Below are 20,195 nucleotides of genomic sequence, written 5' to 3'. Positions count from 1 at the left end.
CCGGGAGATGACAGGTCCGGCCAGAATGCAACGGGGGAGAAACGACGTGAAGAACAGTGCGGCATCACCAGGGCGGACCCGGGTAGTCCGAACCGCGCTGCCGCTGATCGCAACTCTCGCCCTGGTCGGAGGCTGCGATTCCGCAGTCGGACTGCCGTCCGAACAGTCCGGGGCGACGAGCAACACCACCGAGGCAACGACATCGACGACAACTCCGACAACGGCCTCCGCGACCACCACCACGCCCCCACCGCTCCCGCCCGGCCCACCCGTCGGCGAGGTTCCCGGCAACCCCGACGCTGCGATGGCGCTGCGCCCGTTCGTCAACGATCTGACCGGTGGCGGTATCGGCGTCGTCACGGCGCGGTGCTGGACTGTCCCGCCCACCGACATCCCGACGATGTACGTCGACACCGACGCGATTCTCGCTGCCGTTGCCACCCCTGGCGTCGACGGCCAGTTCGCCGTCACGTGGACCGGGCCCACCGCTACGGTCAGTGTGAAGCGCAGTGAGATCGCGTCCGGCTACGCGTGCCCCACCGTCTACCCCACCGGCACGGCCCCTGTGTTCGACGCGGCGGACGCCGTCTACACCGTCGACCGCTACCTGGGTCGTCTCGCCGGGCTGCCCGTCGCCCCCGACGATGTGGAAGCGAACTTCCCGCTCGTCTGCGACGGTCGACAGACCTGGGACCCCCTCGGTACCGGCGTTCCCACTGCCCCACCGCTGGTGGAGAACCCGAACATCCTGCCCGGCATCACCTCGTTCGATCCCGACAGCGTGTTCGTCACCGGGCAGAACGGCATCTACACCCAGGTCAACGCAGATATCATCGACGCGTCCGGGGTGTACCAGAACCGCACCTTCGTACTGGCCATCGGCGGCGAGGGTTACTGCATCGGCGACATCGCCTGAGCGAGTCCTATTTCAGAACGTCCGTTCCGACGAAGGGTACGAGGGCCTCGGGGACCCGGACGGTACCGTCGGCCTGCTGGTGGTTCTCGAGGATCGCGACGATCCAGCGTGTGGTGGCGAGGGTGCCGTTGAGCGTCGCCGCGGTCTGCGGCTTGCCGTTCTCGTCGCGGTAGCGCACGCCGAGGCGTCGAGCCTGGAAGGTGGTGCAGTTCGAGGTCGAGGTCAGCTCGCGGTAGGCCTTCTGGGTGGGAACCCATGCCTCGCAGTCGAATTTGCGGGCGGCCGAGGAGCCGAGGTCGCCGCCTGCGGTGTCGATGACGCGGTAGGGCACCTCGACGGCCGCGAGCATCTCCTTCTCGAATTCGAGCAACTTCTGGTGTTCGGCCGCTGCATCCTCGGGCTTGATGTACGAGAACATCTCGATCTTGTCGAACTGATGGACTCGGATGATGCCGCGGGTGTCCTTGCCGTAGCTGCCTGCTTCGCGGCGGAAGCACGACGACCATCCGGCATATCGCTTCGGGCCGTCGGCGAGGTCGATGATCTCGCCCGAGTGGTAGCCCGCGAGAGCCACTTCGGAGGTTCCGACGAGGTAGAGGTCGTCGGCTTCGAGTCGGTAGATCTCGTCTGCGTGGGCTCCGAGGAATCCGGTTCCCGACATGATCTCCGGCCGCACCAGCACCGGCGGGATCATCATGGTGAAGCCGTTCTTGACGGCTTTCTGCGCAGCCAGCTGCAGCAATCCCTGCTGCAGCAGCGCGCCGTAGCCGGTCATGAAGTAGAAGCGTGAGCCCGAGACCTTGGCTCCGCGTTCCATGTCGATGAGCTTCAGCGATTCACCGAGCTCGAGGTGGTCCTTGGGCTCGAAATCGAACTCCGGGATGTCGCCGACGGTCTCGAGCAGCACGAAGTCGTCTTCGCCGCCCGCGGGCGTGCCGTCCTGGACGATGTTGGAGATTGCGCGGTGCGCCGTGTCGAGGGCCGCGTCGGCCTCGGATTCGGCGGCCTGGGCGGCCTTCACCTTGGCGGCCAGCTCCGATGCCCCGGCCAGCAGTGCGGGACGGTCCTCGGCGGAGGCCTTACCTACCTGCTTTCCCAAGGCCTTCTGCTCGGCCCGCAGCTGATCGCCTGCGAGCACAGCGGCGCGGCGAGATGCATCGGCGTCGAGTAGCGCGTCGACGAGAGCGGGGTCCTCGCCTCGGGTGCGCTGCGAGGCGCGCACTGCGTCGGGGTTCTCGCGAAGGAATTTCAGGTCGATCACGAGAGGGAACCTTACTTGCCGAGCAACCCCAGGTAGTCCTCGCGTCCGAACATCGTCGCAGCATCGACGGCCGACGGGTGACCGCCGTGCGGGTCGGCTCCACCGTCGACGAGAACACGCACCACCTCGTCCTCACCCTTGAACACTGCCCCGGCGAGTGGAGTCTGTCCCTTGTCGTTGGACTTGTTCACATCGGCACCGCGCTCGACCAGCACGCGCACCGCGTCGGCATGCCCGTGATACGCGGCCAGCATGACCAGCGTGTCGCCCGACTCGTTGTGCAGATTCACCGGGACGCCTGCGTCGAGGTAACTCGCGAGCGCGGCCGCGTCGCCGGTGCGGGCCATGGCGAACAGTCGGCCGGCCAGCTCGCTGAGGTCGTCGTCACGTGTTGGGTCGCTCATGAGGACCGAACCTACTCGGGCATGATGGAGGGTGATGTCCGTACACGAATCAGACCCCCCGACGGGCGAGAAGTCTCGACGAACACTGTCTTCGACCACCGCCCGACGCGGGCTCGCCATGGTTGCGGTCGGCGCGGTCCTTGCTGCGGGGGCGACGGTTCTGTTCTCCGACGGGTTCTCCCCGCCCGAGAAGATCACCACCCACACGTCGGCCGCCGGCCCTGCGACCGACGGACCGGTGTCGGCGACATCCTTCGGTGCGGCCGATCCGGGCACGTGCCTGCAGTGGACGCCCACCGATGATCCGGAGACCGACCGACAGGACCTCGCCGAGGTCTCGTGCGCCGATCCCCATCGCTTCGAGGTTGCTCGCGACATCGACATGAGCGTCTACCCCGGCGTCGAGTTCGGTCCGGGATCGACGTACCCCGGTTCCATCCGGTTCGGCGAGCTGCGTGACGAACACTGCGCGGCCGCCGTCAACGACTACGTCGGTGCGAAGTTCGATCCCAGCGGACGCTTCGGCGTCGGACTGATGTTCCCCAGCCAGACCGGCTGGGCCAAGGGTGAACGGACGTTGCGCTGCGGTGTGCAGATGCCGTCGAACACCGGAAGTCTGATGGAGATGACCGGTTCGATCCTCGACCAGGACCAGTCGAAGGTCTGGCCGACCGGTACGTGCGTCGGCATCGATCAGAACGTGCCGGCGGATCCGGTGGACTGCTCGGCCCCGCACGCGTACGAGGTGGCGTCGGTGATCAACCTGACGCAGCAGTTCCCCGGCGGGCACCCGTCCGAAGGTGATCAGGACGCGTATCTGGAAGGCACCTGCACCGACGCCGTCAACGGCTACCTCGGCTCGGACACCGCCTTGCGCGACAAGACGCTCACCCTGTTCTGGGACACCATCGACGTCGCGAGCTGGCTCGCCGGAAGTCGCCAGGTGACCTGTTCGGTGGGTAAGGAACTCGATTCCGGCGGCTTCGCGACCATCGTTGGCACCGCCAAGGGCGACATCCTCATCAACGGTGCCGCTCCCGTCCCGCCGCCCGCCGCTCCCGACGGCCGCGCACTGCCGACACCGTTGCCCGGTGCCGCACCTATCACCACCGGAGGGTGACATTCCCACCCACATGACTCGCGTCGACTTCGAGGAAGCCGTGTCCGACGCTCTCGACACCCTGCCCCGTGAACTCACCGACTTCATGAACAACGTGGTCGTCCTCGTCGAGGAGGAACACCCGACCGAAGACATCCTCGGGTTGTACGAGGGCATCGCCTTGACCGAACGCTACGAGTACAGCGGACACTTGCCGGACGTCATCACCATCTACCGCAAACCGATCCTCGAGATGGTCGACGACGCCATCGAGGCTCGCCGCGAAATCGCCATCACCGTGGCCCACGAAATCGGACATCACTTCGGCATCGACGACGAACGATTGCATCAACTCGGATTCGGCTGATCGCACTCGCCCCCCTCACCCCAAACGCACACCCGTCCGCATCCCCCGACGGCACACCCCCCGGACGCGTGAATGGACCACTGCATACGTCTGAGCAGTGCAATGGTCCATTCACCCGGACCGACCTGGGCCGACCACACCGCGTCAATGGCACTTTGCATACGTCTCGGCCGTGCAATGGTCCATTGACGCGGAAACGGGCTACGCCGCGACTGCCTCTCGGCGAACAGGGCGCACTGCCCGATCGGTGAGGAATGCGAATCCCAATCCCAGTGTCAGCCATAGCGTTGCTTGGGTGGTCAGTGACGACAGTCGGAATTCCCACAGCAGGGTTGCCGGGAAGTCCGAGCCGACCTCGTTCACATCGGGCAGCAGCGCGTAGCCGATTCCCACGATCACCAGGAACGCCAGCAACGGCGCGCCGACGCGAATCGCCACCGAATTCTGCGATGCCACCGCCTTCGCCGCGTACACGGCGACCGCGACGGCCAGCAGACCCAGAATCACCGTCGCCAACCACAGCCACGTGCGCTGGGTGATGGTCTCCGGATCGCCGACGGCCGGCGGGTTCGCCGGGTACTTGAAGAACGGCACCGCTTCGATGGCCACCCACCCGCCGACGGCCCCGACGAGCGCGAGAATCGAGCCCGGAAGGGAGCTGACGCGTCGGGCATAGTGCAGTACCGAGGCGAAGATCGCGCCGAGTGCCAGGCCGGCGAGTCCGGTGGCGAGGAACAGTCCGACGCGTTGTCCGTCCCGACCGACGAGCGCCTCGTCGCCGTGCGAGTGCGCGGCAGGGGCGGCGTCGGCGTGATGGGCGTCGGCGCCGGCTGCTTCTTCGATGGCGATGGCCGAGTCGATGTGCGGCTCACCGACGACGAAGGCAACTGCTCCGGCGAGCAGGCCGGCGAGAAGCCCGGCGAGCAGACCTCGCATCAGCAATTGAACGAATGTCCCGGTCAGTGGCATGGCAGGCCCAGCAGGTGGCGGCCGTCGTGCATCAGTTCGTGCATGTACATGCCACTGCGGGAGATCGCGCCCTGATCGAAGCCGACGAGGTAGAGCACGACGAAAGCGAGCAGAATCGTTGCGGCGACGATGACGGCAAGGGCAGCCGACTCCGTCGTATTACTGGGTGCGTGAATGATTGCCATGGTGTCCTCCTGGGATTGTGCGTCCCGTAGTCCCCGCTCGAAAACGGGGACGGCCATGCGATGAACGAGTTTTCTGACTCTCGAATTCGGACATATGCCCGACGTCGATCACAGTGGCGCAACCGCTCCGGATTTTCACCGGATTACCTGCGTACATCGCGTCTAACCTGCGAACTGTGGCACCGAACGCGACGCTGTGTCAATCGCTGTCATGGCCTACCGCAGCTCGATGCCAGAATGGCCGAGTGTCTGCGCCCGTGACCCGACTGATGCTGGTGAGCCACGCCAGAACCGACGCGATGCGCACCGGCCGATTCCCCGGCGACGAACCACTCGATGACGCGGGACAGCGCGATCTCGCCGCGGTCACCGATCCTCCTCGCGTCGACCGCGTGCTGTCCGGCCCGGAAACCCGATCGATCTCCACTGCGCAACGCTTCGGCTCGAACATCTCGGTCGAACCCGGGTTGGCCGACATCGATTACGGCCGATGGTCGGGTCTCGAGATGACCGATCTGCCCGACGCCGACGCGATGGGCTGGCTGAGTGACCCGGCGTTCGTTCCACCGGGCGGTGAATCCCTCGACGCGTTGTTCTCTCGCGTCGAGACGTGGCTGAGCACCGTCGGCTCGACGCCCGGCCGGACCCTGGCGGTGACCTCTCCTGCGGTCGTCCGAGCCGTGGTGATCGTGGTGTTGGAGGCCCCGGTGTCCTCGTTCTGGCGGATCGACGTCTTCCCGCTCACACTCACCGCACTCGGCCGTCGAGGCGGCATATGGACCGTCGGCTCGGTGGCCCAGAAGTTCGTCTGAATTTTCCTCGCGTCGAGGGAACCAAACCGAACACGGCGGCGTCCTACCTACCGACAGCGCAAAGTTCTTCGATCAGGGGGCGTGGCTCATGACCGTCATAAAGGTGGATCCGGTGGCACTGCAGCTCGCTGCTTCGGAGCTCGATGCGGTCGCCGCCAGGTTGCAGGCCGCCGTCACCGCGACGGCGATCCCCGTGCGGCCACTACCGCCGGGCACCGACGAGGTCTCTCTGCTCACCGAACGGTTCTTCGGCACCGCGGCTGACACCTTCGGACCGGCTGCAGCACAAGGTATTTCAGAGCTACACCGTGCCGCCGAGGAACTCCGGAAGCAGGCCGCGGACTACGTGGCCACCGACGACGACACGGCCGGGGGCCTGCCCGGCCTACCCGGCATCTGACGCGCCGAACTCGACCGCAGCAAAAATTGGATGCAGGGCTCGAACATCATGGGGGGCTGAGGGATGACGCTCGGAGTGACAGGTGTGGTGTGGCTGCCACGCACGGCGACGGGAAATTCGACGCGATTGCTCGGGCCGGGACCGGTGCCGTTGCACGTCGCCGGCGGAGCATGGGGTTCGGTTGCCGCGGCGTTCACCGAGGCATCGGCGAGCATCGCCGCTGTCACTGCGGCCCTGACCGCGGGCTGGGAGGGTGAGTCGGCACTGCTCGCCCAGGCCGCACTCGCACGTTTCGCAACGTGGACCGGCACAACGGCATTGAAAGCGGCCGCGCTCTCGGTCGAGGCCCCCGCCGCCGGGACCACCTACGGCGTAGCCCTGGCAACCATGCCGTCGCTGGTGGAAATCGGCCTCGTGCAGGCCGCCAAGGTCACCGCTGCGTCCACGGGCGGCGCACTGAACGGCAGCTACGAAGCAGCCGAGGTGGCAGACCGGTTGCTCGACATCCGAGCGGCCCTGGTGATGGAGGGCTTCGAGCTGGTCAACTCGCACCGCATCGTCAAGACCACCTTCGATCATCCGCCCGCCATCGTGTCCGATTCCGGCAGCGGCCTCGGAAAGTTCGCCAACGCCGTGATGACCTCGCCAGTTCAGGCTGCGATCGGCGGCCTGATGGCGGCAACACAGAATCCCGGAGTCGCCGCAGCCGCCGGCCAGATCGGTAGCGCTGCTACCTCCATCGCCAGTACCGGTGCGTCCACGGTGGCCACCGCCGCGTCCAACATCGGAGGAAGTGCACTGTCCGGTGGTGCCGGAACGGGCGGCGGCTTCGCACCCGGTGGTTCGGCATCTCCTGCCGTCGGCCCGGCGTCGACGCGTCCGGTGTCGTTCGGCGGGGCAAGTGGAGCCGGCGGATTCGGCGGCGGTGCCGGAATGCTCGGTTCCGCGTTGGGTCCCGCGGGTGGCGGCTCGATGCCTGCAGCTGCGAGCCAGGGCGGAGCCACTGCGTTCGGCGCACCGGCCTCGACCGATGGCGGCCTCGCTCAGCGTGGAACCGGCGGTGCCGGTGCTCCGGCGTCGGGCACGCGCGGGCAGGCCGAGGACGACGAGCACGAGACGCCCGACTACCTCAAGCAGTTCGAGCACTTCGCGGACGGCCGCACCGTCGCACCGTCCGTCATCGGCGCGGATCCGCCCCTTCCTGCACCCGATACCAGCGGAAACGGCCGTTGATCGACTTGGGAACCGTGCCGGTGGGCCACACGGTGCCGAGCGCCTCACTCGGCACGGACGCGATGGATTTCCTGGTCGACGAGCTGTCGATCGCCGAACTTCCTGTCGTCCTGGACGTGTTCCCGCGCTTCGACGACGCCACCGCGAGGGACTCCGCGCTCGAACGTGGCCGCTGCGCCCTCGAGTCGGCCGGGTTGTTGGCCGGGGGCCGCGTCCACGACGATGTTCGGCACTGGCTGCGGGTCCTCGAACAACCACGCTGGTACATCTCGGCCCGCGTGTTCGACGTCGAGAGCGGCGCGCCCGCTCCCAGCACGCGGATCTGCGTCGCGTCCGACGACCGGATCACCGTGTCGGCACTGCGGCAGGACGACGTGGTCACCATCCGTGTCGTCCACGGCGACCCGGCCCGAGACCTCGCGATGTCGATCGGCTCGGCCGCCACGTTCGACCCGGGCAGCATCAACGCGCCCACCGATCTACTCGCCGAGGCGCTCGATGCGACACCGTCCGACGTCGGAGCAACAGCGTCTCGGCTACGCGGCATCGGAATAGTGGGCGACCGCGCGTCGGCATTGGCGTCGGCGATGGCCACCTGCGCCGGCAGAACCGAGATCACCGCCGTCGCCCGCAGGCACGGCAGCCGGCTCGTGGCGGGTAGACCCGTCGCTCTGTTCGACACCCGAGCCGGACGCATCGTCGCCACCTCCACCCTCGCCGCCGACGGCACGTCGTGGAGCTCGCTCACGGGCGCAACGGATCGCAGGGTGACCGCGGCCGTGGCCGAGCTGATCGCATCGGCGCAGGATCTGCTCGCTAGCTGATCGGGTTGTCCGCGTTGTCACTGCCCTTGCCCTCGAACGGCGGCAGGATCGTGCCCCACCTGCCGCACGCCCACCCTCCGCTCGGCAGCGGGAGCAGCTCGACGGTGTGGGTGTTGTCGAGATGGTTGTCGGCCGCGAACGTGCCGTCGACCCCGGCCAGTACCGCCGCGACCAATCGGATCGCGGCACCGTGGCTGACGACAACGACGTCGCCTCCCGTGTCGTCACCCAGATACTGCGCCCGGAGACCGTCGAGCACCGGGACGTACCGCTCCAACACCGAATGTCCGCTGTCGCCTCCGGGCACCGTCGCCGCCAGATCTCCGGTGTGCCAGCGACCGAAGATCTCGGTGAACGCCCGGTGCGCGTCCTGGTCGTCGCGGTCCTCCAGCTCGCCGGCGAACGTCTCCTGGATTCCCTCGGTCACCACGAGGGGAACTCCGGTCGCTCGCTCGATGTAGCCGGCAGTCTGCTTGGCGCGCAACGCAACCGAGGACACCAACATCGCCGGCGGGCGGCCGACCCAGGTCTGCGCATAGGCCTCCGCCTGCTGGTGGCCCAGCTCGGTCAGCTCGGCTCCTGGCGGTGCGGTGTCCAATACCTTCGCGACGTTGGCCTTCGTCTGGCCGTGCCGAACGAGAATGAGCTTGCCCATCACAGATCACCGCGTCCGGCACGAATCTCGGCGACCCACTGCACGTGTTCGTCGATCGGCGGCGGCACCGATCCACCCGTTCCCGTTGCGGTGGGCCAAGATCCGAGAAAGCGCAGTGGCATCTTGCGATGGAAGGCGGCCAACGTCTCCGCGACGAGTGGATCGTCGATGTGCCCGGCGCAATCGACGAAGAACCTGTAGGTCCCGAATCGTGAACGGGTGGGCCGTGATTCGATGAAGGTCAGGTCGATGTTACGAATTCCGAACTCTGCCAACGCTGCCGGCAGTGTGCCCGGGTCGTTCGGCGGCTCCAGCACCACCGACGTGCGGTCGGCACCGGTACGCGCGGGCACCGGTTGCGGTGTGGTCACCAGCACGAAGCGAGTCCGCGCACCTTCGACGTCGATGATCCCGTCGGCCAACTGCGGCAACTTCAGGCGCTCACCGGCAAGCCGCGTCGACACCGCAGCATCGACCATTCCGGCGGCAACATCCTCTGCTGCACCGGCATTGGAGGACGCAGACTGCACCACGGCGTCGGGCATGGTGGCCTGCAGCCACTGCCGCACCTGATTGAGCGCGATGGGGTAGGCACTGACGGTGCGAGCCGAGTCGAGGGTGACGCCGGGACCGCCGAGAATGGTGAAGGCCACCTCGATCTCGGTCTCGGCGACGATCTGCAACCGGCGGCCCTCGGACAACGCGTCGAGCGTCGGCGGAACGGCACCCTCGATGGAGCTTTCGATGGGGACCACGGCCGCGTCGGCCGCACCCGAGCGCACGGCCTCGAGCGCTGCAGGCGGGTTCGACGCCGATACCCGCTCGACCGTCCCGTTCAGACCGACTGCGCCGAAGGTTCCGAGCATTTCGAACTGCGCCAGCGCCATCTCCGTGAACGTTCCCGATGGGCCGAAGTAAGCGATGCGAGGCACGCCTCGAGGTTACGTTGTCGACGTCGACGAAGCGATCAAACCGACGTCGACGAGTCGCGCGCGGGCGCGGGCGGCGTCGACGATCTCGATTCCGAGCAGTACCTCGCGCACCGCCTCGGCGGCCTCGGGGATCAGCGCTCGCAGCGCGGCGACGTTCGGCGCAGCAAGGGCCGCGGCGATGTCGTCCCCGCGCAACGACGCCACAGTCGCAGCGAGGATCGAGAGCACCTCGTCGCCGGAGTCCGCGCGGGCGACCAGACCCACATCGGCGTGCGAGACCACCGCGAGCACGTCGGCGATGCGCCGCGGAGTGTCGGCGACGCCGATGCCCGGGGTCCGATGAGCGAGGACGACGGCCTCCGCGGTCTCGGCCACGTCGATCGCGTCGAACATCGGGAAGACGACGAGCGGCGAGGGCAATCGCAGCGCGAGGGCATCGGCGAGATGCTCGGCAGAGGCGTCCACCGTGAAGCGGACGGCCTCGTAGCCGCCGGTCCGACCCGCACGGAGCTCGTCGGGATCGAGGTCGAGGTGCACCACGATGCGGCCGAAGTTCTCGACGTCGGGCAGTGCGAGCAGCGTCGACGCCCGCACGACGGGTGGTCCGTATTCGGCACCACGGGGGGCCGCGGCCAGCGAGTCGCCGTCGGAACACACCGGTTGAAGAAGTGCGTGGACGAGAGCGTTCGGGTCGGGTCGGTGGGGCACACCGAGGGTCAACGGAATCGGCACCCCTTCACGGTAGCCCCGAGTTGCTCTTGCGATCCCCGCCACACCGGTATAACTTAGGGACGCATAACTTAGGTTTGCCTCACCTATCGGACCCACGCAGGTACCGAACGCATCGGAGGAGCCCATGCTCGGCGCAACCACCACCACCGGACCGTCCACCGCCGAACGCGTGCGCAGTGCGTGCATGCGCGCCGAGGGCGCTGCCCTGGCCATCGACGGCAGCGACCCGGTGATCACGTCCCTGCACCACCTGCGACCCAACGGCGAGATGATCCTCGCCGTCCGCACCGACTCCCTCGATGGCGCGGTCGCGTGGCAGTCCTCCCGTGCCGGAGTGCCGGCTGTCCTCGAACTCACCGATCATGCGCCCCTCGCTCTGCGTGAACCCGTGCGATCGCTGGTGTGGCTTCGCGGAGATCTGCGCCCGGTCCCGGAATCGCTGATGCGGCCCATGGCCGGCGCGGTAGCCGCCGAACATCCGCATCCGGCCCTCCTCGATGTCGGCCACACCACCTCTTTGATGCGGCTGATCGTCACCTCCGCCGTGGTCGCAGACAGCACGGGAGCCGAGCCGGTCGACGTCGACACGCTGCTGGCGGCCGAACCCGATCCCTTCTGGGAGATGGAGACCAGCTGGCTCGAGCACCTCGACTCCGACCACCCGGACCTGCTCGCCCAATTGGCCCGACGCCTCCCGCCGTCGCTGCGGCAGGGCCGAATCCGGCCGCTCGGCATCGATCGCTACGGCATTCGGCTGCGGATCGAGGGCGAATGCGGCGACAACGACGTCCGGCTGGGATTCGCCGAGCCCGCCCGGGACGTACTCTCGCTCAGTCGCGCGCTGCGCGTGCTCGCCGGCTGCCCGTTTCTGAACGGACTACGCGCCCGCGGCTGACACCTGATCTCACGAAACAGGGCAGACTCGTGCGGTGATCGACTTCAAGAGCTGGTTGACGCCACCGCCGCCTACGAGCGCCTCTCCCCCGCCCGATGCCCGTGAACGCACCACCATCAAGGTCGAGATCGCGATCGTCCTGCTGGTGACGTTCGGCCTGAGCGGTATGAGCAGCATCCTCTCGCTCATCGAGGACGCATTGCAGACCGCCGCCCTCTCCGATCAGACCGTCGCGCTGAACTCGTCTCGGTCGAGCTTCAGCCTCATCGATCTGCTGTTCCAGCTGCTGAGCATTCTGCGTCTGTGCGCCTGGGGAGCCCTGGGGTTGTACCTGCTGTGGCGAGCCGACCTGGCACCCCGAGCGATCGGACTGGGCAGGCCGCGACTGAAGATCGACCTCGGCCACGGCGTCGGACTGGCCGCACTGATCGGGCTGCCCGGCCTGGCGCTGTATCTCGTGGGCAACGCCCTCGGCTTCAATCTGAACGTCGTTCCCAGTGCCCTCGACGACCACTGGTGGCGCGTCCCGGCACTGATTCTGTACGCGTTGGCCAATTCCGGTGCCGAGGAGATCATCGTCGTGGCGTACCTGATCTCCCGGCTGCGCAGGCTCGGGCTCGGTGAAAACGCGTCCCTGCTGTGCTCGTCGCTGCTGCGCGGGAGCTACCACTTCTATCAAGGCGTGGGCGGCGGTGTCGGAAACTTCCTCATGGGTCTGGTGTTCGGCCGCTACTGGCAGCGCACCGGCAGACTGTGGCCACTGCTCATCGCGCACGCTCTGATCGACATCGTCGCCTTCGTCGGCTACGCCCTCCTGCGCGAACATCTGTCATGGCTCCCGTGAATCGGTCACCGAGGAAGGCCGTTGTTTCCGCGGCGACGGTTACAGTCGACCCGTGAACGACGACGATCGCTACGGACGGCACGGCGCGCCAGACCGGCGCACGCCACCACCGGACCGATCGACGCCGAGTCGACACCGTCGGCCGGACCCGGCTCCCCAACCGGGTCGAGCGCCGCAACCCGGTCGCGCCGCAGGTCCACCCCCGCAGCAGCCGCCCGATCGGCCACGACCTCGTCAGCAGCCGCCCGGTCCGGAGCCCGGGCAGCGGCCGAACCGCCGACCGCCCGGCCAGCAGCCGCCGCCACCACGGGGGTACCGGCCGGGTCAGCCACAGGGACCGGCACCGGAGGGCACGGAGTTCATCAGACGCGACGGCCGTCCCGCCTCCCCCCGTCCGCCGTCGCGTCAGGGCCCTCCCGTGCCCCCGCAGCAGGCATGGTCGCAGGCACCCGAACCCCGATCGGCGCAGTCGTATCCAGCACAGTCGACCCCACCGAATTCGACGCGGCAGTACCCACGCGCGCAGGACGACGATCGGGGTCGCACCGGCTATGCACCGCGTCAGCAACCCGAGCCGTTCACCGAGGAACGCAGGCAACCGGCCGCACCTGCACAGCGGGCGCTGCGACGACCGGAACCGGCACGGCCACAACGCGATTCACGGCCACCGAGGGCCGCTAAGCCGCGCAAGCGCAGACACTGGGGTCGACGCTTCCTCATCGTGTTGCTGGTGCTCGTGCTGGGAATCGGCGGCGTCGTCTACTACGTCGACAGCTCGCTGACGCGAGTCGACGCCCTCACCTCGTACCCCGGACGCATCGGCGACACCCCGGGCACCAACTGGCTTCTCGTCGGATCGGATTCCCGAGCCGGCCTGACGCCCGAGCAGGAAGCCGCACTGGCGACGGGCGGCGAGGTGGGCCCGAGTCGCACCGACACGATCATTCTGATTCACATCCCCGAGGGCAGCGGCGCGACCACGATGGTCAGCCTGCCGCGTGATTCGTACGTGTCGATTCCCGGCAACGGCCAGGACAAGCTCAACGCGGCCTTCGCATTCGGCGGGCCGCCACTGCTGGTGCAGACGGTCGAGGGTGCAACCGGTGTGCACATCGATCACTACGCCGAGATCGGATTCGGCGGCTTCGCCGGGATCGTCGACGCCGTCGGCGGAGTCGACGTGTGCGTACAGAACGCGATCGACGATCCGTTGGCGGGCATCAACATTCCCGCCGGTTGCCAGGAACTCACCGGAGCAGAGGCGCTCGGGTTCGTGCGGTCCCGCGCGACGGCCTTGGCCGACATCGACCGGATGAACAATCAGCGCGCGTTCATGTCCGCCCTCCTCGAGAAGGCAACCAGCGCTTCGACTTTCCTCAACCCACTGAAGTTGTGGCCGCTGGTGTCCGATACCGCGTCGTCGTTGAGCGTCGACGAGGGAGATCACATCTGGAACCTCGCAGCACTGGCCTGGGCGATGCGCGGAGGTCCGGTGACCACAACGGTGCCGGTCGGCGGATTCCAGGACTCCGACGTCGGAAACGTGCTGCTGTGGGACGACACTCGCGCGCCTGCATTCTTCGACGCCATCGCGCAGGATCGCGAGATTCCGCCGGAACTGCTGACCGGCGGCCCCTGACGGACACGAATTCCCCACGGCCGGACGGTAGGTTGTGGACAATGACATCGCCGTCCGCCCAGCCCACCGCCACACCCGGTACGTCGTTCCACGACCTGCTGGGCGCTCAGGTACGGCATGAGTTCACCGCATCGCAGCAGTACGTCGCGATCGCGTTGTGGTTCGACCGAAACGATCTGCCACAGTTGGCCACGCGCTTCTACGCTCAGTCCGCCGAGGAGCGTCGGCACGCCATGATGATGATCCGTTTCCTCATCGACAATCGACTCGAGGTCGACGCGTCGGGCATCGACGACGTGGTGACGGCATTCCAATCGGTCGTCGAACCGGTGGAACTGGCGCTGGCGCAGGAGTCGGCGGTGACCGAGAAGATCACTGCGCTGGCGCGTGCTGCCCGGGCCGAGGGCGACTACATCGGCGAGCAGTTCACTCACTGGTTCCTCACCGAGCAGGTCGAGGAGGTCGCGGCGATGCAGAGCCTGCTCAATATCGTCCGCCGGGCCGACTCGAACTTGTTCGACATCGAGCAGTACGTCGCTCGCGAGATCGGCGCTTCGGTGATCCGTGCCACCAACGCCCCGAAAGAGGCCGGGCGAGCGTAGCGTGAGCCCTGCTCAGAGCGGACATTTAGGATCGACTGTATTAGGCCACGTTCGCCTCAATAAGGTTCGACTTGGATGACAATGCCTTCTGACCAGCATATTGTCCTTCGCATGAGCGCAGACATCAAGGAAACCAGCCACACCAAGTTCCACGCACTTCTTCGCGACCAGATTCGCAACGAGTTCAACGCCTCGCAGCAGTACATCGCCACCGCGGTCTACTTCGCCAATGTCAACCTGCCGCAGCTGGCGCAGCACTTCTACGCGCAGTCGGTCGAAGAGCGCAACCACGCGATGATGATCGTGCAGTACTTCCTCGATCGCGACATCACGGTCGAGCTGACCGGCGTCGACGCGTCGAAGTCCGTCTTCACCGATCCCCGTGAGGCCATCGCACTGGCGCTGGCGCAGGAGGAGACCGTCACCGAGCAGATCATCGCGCTGGCGAGCACCGCCCGCGAGGAGGGCGACTACCTCGGCGAGCAGTTCATGCAGTGGTTCCTCAAGGAGCAGGTCGAGGAAGTTGCCAGCATGAAGACTCTGCTCAACATCGCCGATCGTGCAGGCCACAACCTGTTCGATCTCGAGCAGTTCGTCGCCCGTGAGATGAACACCAGCGTGGTCGCCGACGCAGGTGCCCCCACGGTTGCCGGTGGATCGCTCTGATCCGCACCGCAGCAACGCAACACGAGTAACGCGCGAACCCTCGCGCTCATACGGGTGGCCGGACGAACAAGCAGCTCTTGTTCGGGCGGCCACCCGGCTCGCGTTCTAGCGCAGAGTGACCTGGCGTCCACGTAGGCCGTCGCGTGAGCGCAACTGCGCCGCCGTGAGCGGTGCATCGACGGCCAGCGCCTCGTTCAGCTTGTCTCCGAATTCCTTTGTGGGCGCTGCCCATTCGGTGGGGTGCATCTCGGGATCGAGATCGAACACCGGCACCAGCACCCCATGCGTCCGGAACGAACCGGCGTAGCGCGAGCCTTCACCCAAGTTGAGATCACCCGCAGCGTGCAGACGCGCGAGGGCGAGCATCACGTCGTCCTCGCTCTCCGGACGAACCCACCGGATGTGCGCCTTGTCGCCTGCATCCACCCACCAGGCAGCAACGACGCCGTCGGCCTCGATCCGCGCCGAGGGCATGATCGCCTGGTTCGCACGCTCCACGGTGGCAGTCACATCGGCTGCGGGAGTGGCACTTTCGGGGATCCACCAGTTGAAGTCCTGATGGACGGTGATCTCGAGCAGCGCGGAGGCGTCGAGCACATCGGTCAGCGCTGGGGTGCTGTCGGTGATCTTCGCGGCTTCGAGCGACTCGCCCGCGGGGGCGGTGGACACCCAGCCGAGTGCGCTACTGATATCTGCTGCAACGTCTTTCGACTGCGTCTGTACCTGAAGGCCGACGAATCCCTCGACGGTATCCGCTTCTTCGCGCACCAGCGCCGCCACGGCGCCGGGCAGCACTGTTGCCAGCGTGATGGTGCGACCGTCCACTGTGATCGGCGCAGTTGCCGTAGCCGACGGGACGAACTCGCGCAGCGCTACCAGGTCGCATTCGGCGGCGAGACCCTCGAACGGGCGAGTCGACGACGATTCGATGCTCGCGCGCTCGGCCTCGCGCTGCGCCAGCTTCGCTGCTCGGTTGCTGTCCTGCTTAGGTCCACTGTTTCTTTTGCTCTTACCCACGCCAGAAAACCTACACGTTCTTCGATTCGAGCCAGGCTCGCGTTCGACCGGGATGGTTGGTGGCGATCCACCCGACGCCGAGCTCGCGGCACAGGTCCACGTCCTCTTCTTCGTCGACGGTCCACACGTAACTGGCCCGGCCCGACGCGGCTGCGCGGTCGATTATGGCCGGGTGCTCGCGCAGAGCCCGTATGGACGGCCCGACGGCGGTGGCACCGACGGTCGTCGCCGCTCCCCCACCGAGGTAGTGCGAGCTGTCGCCGAGGAGCACCGTCGGAAGCATCGGAGCCGACCGTCGTACGCGCCAGACGGCCGACGGCGCGAACGACATGATGACGGCCCGCGAGTGGTCGGCCGAGGCGGGCGCGCCGATCCCGAACGTGTGCAGCTCGTCGAGCACCCTGCTCTCGATCAGCGAGCCGTACCGCACGGGATGCTTGGTTTCGATGAAGAGTTTGACCGGCTTGCTGGTCCAATCGAGGACGAGCGAGATCAGGTCGTGCAGCGTCAGGAGTTCAGCGGGTTCGTCGGCGTCGCCGTAGTTGAGTCGGGCGAGATCGGCGAAGTCCATCTCGCTGACGATGCCGGTGCCGTTCGAGGTCCGATCGACGCGGCGATCGTGCACGCACACGATGTGGCCGTCCTTGGTGAGCCGCACATCGCATTCGACCCCGTCCGCTCCCTCGCGCAGCGCAAGGTCGTACGCCGCGAGGGTGTGTTCCTTCTTGGCCGACGACGCACCTCGATGCGCGACGACCAATGGCCCACGACGGTCGGGACTCACGACGCCGTCACCGCCTCGGGTTCTTTCTTCTCGGTGTCGGCTTTCTCGGTGTTGGCTGTTTCGGCGTCGGGCTGCTGCTTCGGCTTCGGCGCAGTGCCGGTGGCGATCACCCAGCGAGTCGGACGCGACACAGCGGAGCCGCGCAGCGTGCGGCCTTCGAGTCGGCGCATCACCGCCAGGGTCAGTACGGCCGAGACGGCGGCCACCACTGCCACGAATGCCGACAGCAGAACTCCGTCGGCGCGGGCCTGGAGGGAATCGCGGAAATTCCACAGCAGTTGAACGATCACCAGCGCGTTGCTCGCGGCCCAGACGGCCCACCAGATGCGAACCAGCGTCAGCTCACGGTGCAGATCTGCATCGGCAGCGCCCCGCAGACGGACGACCTCGGTGAGGTAGACCCCTGGCATCACGATGCGGACCACTGGAAGCATCGACAGCAGCAGCATCCACCGCACCGACCGCGGCTCCGTGGTGCCGGCCGCAGCGAAGGCAAGTCGGCGTTGCTGAATCAACCAGCAGGACGAGGCAATCAGCGCTGCCAACCCGATGACGAGCGCACCGACCTGGGCGAAATACACCAACGCGTCGGACACGGCCAATGTGATCGGTGAGACCAGTCGCATGCGGTTGTACAGCAGGATGCCGTACCGGAACGCCTCGGCGAACGCGGCGAGCGCCAGCAACATCGCGGTGACGATGACCAGGTTCTGCGCATTCGCGGCGTACCGCTCGACGCGACCGACGTGGCGATTCCCCTCGGGATCGCGCGGGATGTCACGCAACCCCCAGGTGGGCGTCGAGTCGTAGTGCGGCGTCGGGGTAGGGGCCGTGGATCCGGCCGGGCGTGCGGCCCGCGTCGGAGAGGGTGCCGGGCGGGCTACCCAGCGGAAGTTTCGTCGGCCCTGAGCAGGTGCCTGGCTCGACACCGGAGAGAGCAGGACGCCGTGACAGCGGGGGCACCACGTGCCCGGCCGTGCACCGACCGCCCAGCGAGTGCTGCAGCGGGCACAGACCTGGAACGCCTGCGCGCGTCCCCGCGGAGCCGTCATCTAGATGATGCTCGGTTCGTGGGAGTCGTCGTCGCGCTCGATCGGTCGACCTGCGGCCTGCCAGGCGAGCATCCCACCGTCGACGTTGATCGCATCGAATCCCACCCGATTCAGGTACTCGACGACGCGAGCCGACCGTCCGCCGACTTTGCATACGACGTAGACCTCGGATTGGTTGTCGATCTCGCCGGCACGGGACGGAATGTCGCCCATCGGGATGTGGACGGCGTCGGGTGCGTGTCCCGCCTGCCACTCGTCGTCCTCGCGCACGTCGAGCAGCAGCGCCGTTTCCGGGAACGGCATCGGGAGTCGGTCGACGGTGACGGCGGGCGACTGCTCGGGGTGAGACACACCTCGATCTTGTCACGGCGTCACGCGTGGCTGCCACCCGTGTCCCGACGACCGAAGCGCGCACCCACTATGACCTACGTCACTCGAGCCTCAGAAGTTATCCACAGTATCCACAGGTTGATGCACAGAATCGGGAGCTGTTCCGGTTTCTATCCACAGGTCAGAGCGTCGAGTCGGTCCCGCGGTGTACTGAATACCAACGCAGGCTGTGGATCGATGGTGATTTGACACAGCCGCTGTGCACACGCTCGCTTGCGGCTACCCAGCGGACAGAATCGCCTGCCTGGCAACGTCGATCTCGCCGCGGCAGAACTCGATGTTGACCCGGTCTCCCGCCGAGGCCGCTTCCGCAGCGTCGATCAACGCCAGATGACGCAGAATTGCCTCCCGCACATCCGTATCCACCGCCGCGACTCCGATTCGGCGGGCGAGCATGATCGCCGAGGTCATCGCCACCGGTGCCTCCAACGCGTAGATACGTACCGCGTCGAAGACGTCGTCGATCAACTCCGTCATCGGCAGCCTGGTCACGATGAGCCGCACGGTCTGGTCGGAGTCGACGCGGCCCAACCTCGGCGCGGGGCGTCGCGCCATCGGTACCAGCCCGGTCGCCAGTTCGTTGAAGGCGTTGTGCGCGGTGTACGGATCGTTGGTCCCGGGCGACAGCGCACGGACTGCCATCTCGACCAATTGCTGTACCGCGAACTGAATGTCGCGATACGGAGTTCGAGTGATACCGAAATCCACGGCTTTGCACACAGCACCCGCGACATCGTCTGCCAGCTCGGGGGGATGGACGCGTACCAGCGTCTCGCCGTCGACGATGTGGTCCCCCGGGCGTACCACCATCTCGATCAGACACTCGGCGGACTCCGCGACCGTCAACAAGGCGCTCTCGTCCACGCTCAGCACGAATCCCGATTCCGTGCTCGAGATCGGTGCGCTCTCGGTCGAGGGAGCGACCGCCGGCCTGGAATCCTTGGGCTGCTCCTCCGGATACAGCGTGTCCACCACCGCCACCAGCTCCGAACGCACCCGAGCCGACAGGGTGGAAACCTGGATGGATCCAGCGATGTGATTGATGAAGTACACCAGAACAGCAACGTCCAGAACGGCCAGCAGAACAGCAACATTGACCGCGATGTCGGGAACGAACGAACCGTCGTCGATGGTGGCGTCCCGAATCGACCGCAGCACCATCAGCGCATAGAGAAACGTTGCCCCGAAGATTCCGAGAACGAACTGATTGCCGCGGTCGTTCATGAAGTTGCGCACCAGGCGCGGTCCGTACGTCGAACTGGCCGTGGCCAACACCGACACCGTGATCGAGAAGGACGTCGCGGCAACGGCCAACATCGAGCCGCCGATCGCGCCGAGGATATCGCGGCTGCCACTGGCACCGACGCGGTAGAGAAATGCACCCCAGAAGCCGAGATCGGCGTCGTCCAGTGCCCGATCCACCAAGATCAAACCCTGCGCGAGCACCAGCGCGCCGATACCGAGAGCCATCGGCAGAAACCAGAACACATCCGACAAACGCGACAGCTTCATTCTCA

25 protein-coding genes are annotated in these 20,195 nt (G+C 66.8%); 12 read left to right on the top strand and 13 right to left on the bottom strand.

Translation table 11 applies throughout. The features are described 5' to 3' along the window. Window positions 1-46 precede the first annotated feature (46 nt). On the top strand, window positions 47-916 hold the full coding sequence (locus tag AABD04_RS01035) for a hypothetical protein (protein WP_341439900.1): 870 nt from the start codon (window positions 47-49) through the stop codon (window positions 914-916). Window positions 917-923: 7 nt separating this feature from the next. Here AABD04_RS01035 and serS read toward each other — a convergent pair whose 3' ends face one another. Next, window positions 924-2,177, bottom strand: a complete 1,254-nt coding sequence (serS, locus tag AABD04_RS01030; protein WP_341439899.1) for a serine--tRNA ligase — start codon at window positions 2,175-2,177, stop codon at window positions 924-926. Window positions 2,178-2,188: 11 nt separating this feature from the next. Further along, on the bottom strand, window positions 2,189-2,581 hold the full coding sequence (locus AABD04_RS01025; RefSeq protein WP_243595864.1) for an ankyrin repeat domain-containing protein: 393 nt from the start codon (window positions 2,579-2,581) through the stop codon (window positions 2,189-2,191). 34 nt (window positions 2,582-2,615) lie between these two features. On the opposite strand from AABD04_RS01025, the gene AABD04_RS01020 reads away from it, so the two are divergent. Together AABD04_RS01020 and AABD04_RS01015 are read left to right on the top strand one after the other, a co-directional pair. Continuing rightward, window positions 2,616-3,701 (top strand): septum formation family protein, encoded by a 1,086-nt coding sequence (locus tag AABD04_RS01020; RefSeq protein ID WP_243595863.1) that lies wholly within the window; start codon window positions 2,616-2,618, stop codon window positions 3,699-3,701. Window positions 3,702-3,714: 13 nt separating this feature from the next. Next, a complete protein-coding gene (locus tag AABD04_RS01015) occupies window positions 3,715-4,047 on the top strand; it encodes a metallopeptidase family protein (protein ID WP_243595862.1) in 333 nt (110 codons plus the stop codon). A 201-nt stretch (window positions 4,048-4,248) separates the two neighbouring features. Here AABD04_RS01015 and AABD04_RS01010 read toward each other — a convergent pair whose 3' ends face one another. Together AABD04_RS01010 and AABD04_RS01005 are read right to left on the bottom strand one after the other, a co-directional pair. Next, entirely contained in the window at window positions 4,249-5,016 is a 768-nt protein-coding gene (locus AABD04_RS01010; protein ID WP_341439898.1) for a CbtA family protein, read from the bottom strand. Beyond that, window positions 5,007-5,201: a CbtB domain-containing protein gene (locus AABD04_RS01005; RefSeq protein WP_032396459.1), complete on the bottom strand. Its 195-nt coding sequence runs from the start codon at window positions 5,199-5,201 to the stop codon at window positions 5,007-5,009. The genes AABD04_RS01010 and AABD04_RS01005 overlap by 10 nt, the downstream gene beginning before the upstream one ends. A gap of 245 nt (window positions 5,202-5,446) precedes the next feature. Here AABD04_RS01005 and AABD04_RS01000 point away from each other — a divergent pair, with 245 nt between their 5' ends. From AABD04_RS01000 to AABD04_RS00985, 4 genes are all read left to right on the top strand, one after another. Further along, a complete protein-coding gene (locus tag AABD04_RS01000) occupies window positions 5,447-6,013 on the top strand; it encodes a histidine phosphatase family protein (protein ID WP_341439897.1) in 567 nt (188 codons plus the stop codon). Between the two features lie 88 nt (window positions 6,014-6,101). After that, window positions 6,102-6,413 (top strand): PE family protein, encoded by a 312-nt coding sequence (locus AABD04_RS00995; protein ID WP_032381057.1) that lies wholly within the window; start codon window positions 6,102-6,104, stop codon window positions 6,411-6,413. Between the two features lie 63 nt (window positions 6,414-6,476). After that, window positions 6,477-7,646, top strand: a complete 1,170-nt coding sequence (locus AABD04_RS00990; protein ID WP_341439896.1) for a PPE domain-containing protein — start codon at window positions 6,477-6,479, stop codon at window positions 7,644-7,646. Then, window positions 7,643-8,470 (top strand): ESX secretion-associated protein EspG, encoded by an 828-nt coding sequence (locus AABD04_RS00985; protein ID WP_341439895.1) that lies wholly within the window; start codon window positions 7,643-7,645, stop codon window positions 8,468-8,470. The genes AABD04_RS00990 and AABD04_RS00985 overlap by 4 nt, the downstream gene beginning before the upstream one ends. On the opposite strand, the gene AABD04_RS00980 is transcribed toward AABD04_RS00985, so the two are convergent. From AABD04_RS00980 to AABD04_RS00970, 3 genes are read right to left on the bottom strand one after another with little or no spacing between them, the layout of a single operon-like run. Beyond that, the gene (locus tag AABD04_RS00980; protein ID WP_341439894.1) at window positions 8,463-9,128 is read right to left on the bottom strand and encodes a histidine phosphatase family protein; all 666 of its coding nucleotides are present in this window, start codon (window positions 9,126-9,128) and stop codon (window positions 8,463-8,465) included. The two genes, AABD04_RS00985 and AABD04_RS00980, sit on opposite strands and share 8 nt — an antisense overlap. After that, window positions 9,125-10,057, bottom strand: coding sequence for a prephenate dehydratase (gene pheA / locus AABD04_RS00975; protein ID WP_341439893.1), 933 nt, complete (start codon window positions 10,055-10,057; stop codon window positions 9,125-9,127). Before pheA ends, AABD04_RS00980 begins: the two co-directional genes overlap by 4 nt. A 9-nt stretch (window positions 10,058-10,066) precedes the next feature. Further along, a complete protein-coding gene (locus tag AABD04_RS00970; protein WP_243595855.1) occupies window positions 10,067-10,789 on the bottom strand; it encodes a hypothetical protein in 723 nt (240 codons plus the stop codon). 124 nt (window positions 10,790-10,913) lie between these two features. Here AABD04_RS00970 and AABD04_RS00965 point away from each other — a divergent pair, with 124 nt between their 5' ends. Both AABD04_RS00965 and AABD04_RS00960 read left to right on the top strand, forming a co-directional pair. Further along, complete coding sequence (locus AABD04_RS00965) at window positions 10,914-11,684, top strand: DUF2470 domain-containing protein (protein ID WP_335742372.1); 771 nt, start codon at window positions 10,914-10,916, stop codon at window positions 11,682-11,684. A gap of 34 nt (window positions 11,685-11,718) precedes the next feature. Continuing rightward, window positions 11,719-12,528 (top strand): CPBP family intramembrane glutamic endopeptidase, encoded by an 810-nt coding sequence (locus tag AABD04_RS00960; protein WP_423228104.1) that lies wholly within the window; start codon window positions 11,719-11,721, stop codon window positions 12,526-12,528. A 5-nt stretch (window positions 12,529-12,533) separates the two neighbouring features. Here AABD04_RS00960 and AABD04_RS00955 read toward each other — a convergent pair whose 3' ends face one another. Beyond that, window positions 12,534-12,860, bottom strand: a complete 327-nt coding sequence (locus AABD04_RS00955) for a hypothetical protein (protein ID WP_341439892.1) — start codon at window positions 12,858-12,860, stop codon at window positions 12,534-12,536. 29 nt (window positions 12,861-12,889) lie between these two features. Between AABD04_RS00955 and AABD04_RS00950 the strand changes: the two genes are divergently transcribed. The 3 genes from AABD04_RS00950 to AABD04_RS00940 all read left to right on the top strand — a co-directional run bounded on the left by AABD04_RS00950 (window position 12,890) and on the right by AABD04_RS00940 (window position 15,435). After that, the gene (locus AABD04_RS00950; RefSeq protein WP_423228197.1) at window positions 12,890-14,167 is read left to right on the top strand and encodes an LCP family protein; all 1,278 of its coding nucleotides are present in this window, start codon (window positions 12,890-12,892) and stop codon (window positions 14,165-14,167) included. Window positions 14,168-14,208: 41 nt separating this feature from the next. After that, window positions 14,209-14,769 carry a ferritin gene (locus tag AABD04_RS00945; RefSeq protein WP_341439890.1) on the top strand — a complete coding sequence of 187 codons (561 nt, stop codon included), beginning with the start codon at window positions 14,209-14,211 and terminating at the stop codon, window positions 14,767-14,769. 111 nt (window positions 14,770-14,880) lie between these two features. Next, window positions 14,881-15,435 (top strand): ferritin, encoded by a 555-nt coding sequence (locus AABD04_RS00940; RefSeq protein WP_341439889.1) that lies wholly within the window; start codon window positions 14,881-14,883, stop codon window positions 15,433-15,435. A 105-nt stretch (window positions 15,436-15,540) separates the two neighbouring features. On the opposite strand, the gene AABD04_RS00935 is transcribed toward AABD04_RS00940, so the two are convergent. The 5 genes from AABD04_RS00935 to AABD04_RS00915 form a co-directional block, all read right to left on the bottom strand. Continuing rightward, entirely contained in the window at window positions 15,541-16,452 is a 912-nt protein-coding gene (locus AABD04_RS00935) for a DUF5926 family protein (RefSeq protein ID WP_243595851.1), read from the bottom strand. A gap of 10 nt (window positions 16,453-16,462) precedes the next feature. After that, complete coding sequence (locus AABD04_RS00930; protein WP_341439888.1) at window positions 16,463-17,236, bottom strand: glycerophosphodiester phosphodiesterase; 774 nt, start codon at window positions 17,234-17,236, stop codon at window positions 16,463-16,465. Further along, complete coding sequence (locus AABD04_RS00925) at window positions 17,233-18,288, bottom strand: DUF4328 domain-containing protein (protein ID WP_341439887.1); 1,056 nt, start codon at window positions 18,286-18,288, stop codon at window positions 17,233-17,235. Before AABD04_RS00925 ends, AABD04_RS00930 begins: the two co-directional genes overlap by 4 nt. Continuing rightward, window positions 18,289-18,591 (bottom strand): rhodanese-like domain-containing protein, encoded by a 303-nt coding sequence (locus AABD04_RS00920; protein WP_341442915.1) that lies wholly within the window; start codon window positions 18,589-18,591, stop codon window positions 18,289-18,291. A 306-nt stretch (window positions 18,592-18,897) separates the two neighbouring features. Next, on the bottom strand, window positions 18,898-20,190 hold the full coding sequence (locus AABD04_RS00915; protein WP_341439886.1) for a DUF2254 domain-containing protein: 1,293 nt from the start codon (window positions 20,188-20,190) through the stop codon (window positions 18,898-18,900). Window positions 20,191-20,195 lie beyond the last annotated feature (5 nt).

This window comes from Rhodococcoides navarretei (assembly GCF_038069675.1).
In the GTDB taxonomy this organism is placed as follows: domain Bacteria; phylum Actinomycetota; class Actinomycetes; order Mycobacteriales; family Mycobacteriaceae; genus Rhodococcoides; species Rhodococcoides navarretei.
The sequence above is the reverse complement of the archived record's forward strand: the minus strand, read 5'-3'. Positions and strand labels throughout refer to the sequence as shown.